Raw genomic sequence first — 549 nt, 5'->3', positions numbered from 1 at the left:
AAATATTATTATGGTGACTATTCCTGAGGGTTATACGGTAAAACAAATTGCAGAAAAATTAAAGGCATTAGATGTTATAAAAGATGTTGACAGGTTTATTATGGAGGCTCAAACAGGTAAGTTTGAGTATGAATTTATACAGGGGATTAAGGATAGACCTTCAAGGTTGGAGGGATATCTTTTCCCTGATACATATGAATTTAAAAAAGGTATGTCAGAACATGATATTATTAATATAATGCTTAAGAGATTTAATGATATTTACGTTAAAAATATTAAAGTTAAATCCACTTATAAAAGACTATATTTTTCCATCTCATTTATCAGCAGAACCTGGTGCAAGATATATGATGAAGGAGATAGGACTTGAACCTATGGTTAATTTAAATATGAGATTAGGTGAGGGTTCGGGCTGTCCATTTGCCTTTTTTATAATAGAAGCTTCTCAAAAGATGATGAGGGATATGGGAAGTTTTGAGGATGCAAATATAGTAAATGATTTTCTTATAGATATAAGAGAGGAGAAGGCAATATGATAACGCTTATAAC

The 549-nt window shown here is 31.0% G+C and carries 2 protein-coding genes; both read left to right on the top strand.

The window, feature by feature from the left end; translation table 11 throughout:
• A partial coding sequence (locus TCEL_RS00095; protein ID WP_198010614.1) for an endolytic transglycosylase MltG occupies nt 1-370 on the top strand: 370 nt, incomplete at its 5' end.
• The gene (locus TCEL_RS00090) at nt 255-536 is read left to right on the top strand and encodes a nicotinate-nucleotide--dimethylbenzimidazole phosphoribosyltransferase (RefSeq protein WP_084739246.1); all 282 of its coding nucleotides are present in this window, start codon (nt 255-257) and stop codon (nt 534-536) included. The genes TCEL_RS00095 and TCEL_RS00090, both read left to right, overlap by 116 nt.
• Nucleotides 537-549: the final 13 nt, after the last annotated feature.

Source organism: Thermobrachium celere DSM 8682 (genome assembly GCF_000430995.1).
Taxonomy (GTDB): domain Bacteria; phylum Bacillota; class Clostridia; order Clostridiales; family Caloramatoraceae; genus Thermobrachium; species Thermobrachium celere.
This window is presented reverse-complemented; position numbering and strand designations above follow the sequence as displayed.

Bases quoted from the DNA above. Each gene is read 5' to 3' on its own strand.
- TCEL_RS00090 (WP_084739246.1), top strand. From the start codon at position 255: ATGATATTTACGTTAAAAATATTAAAGTTAAATCCACTTATAAAAGAC.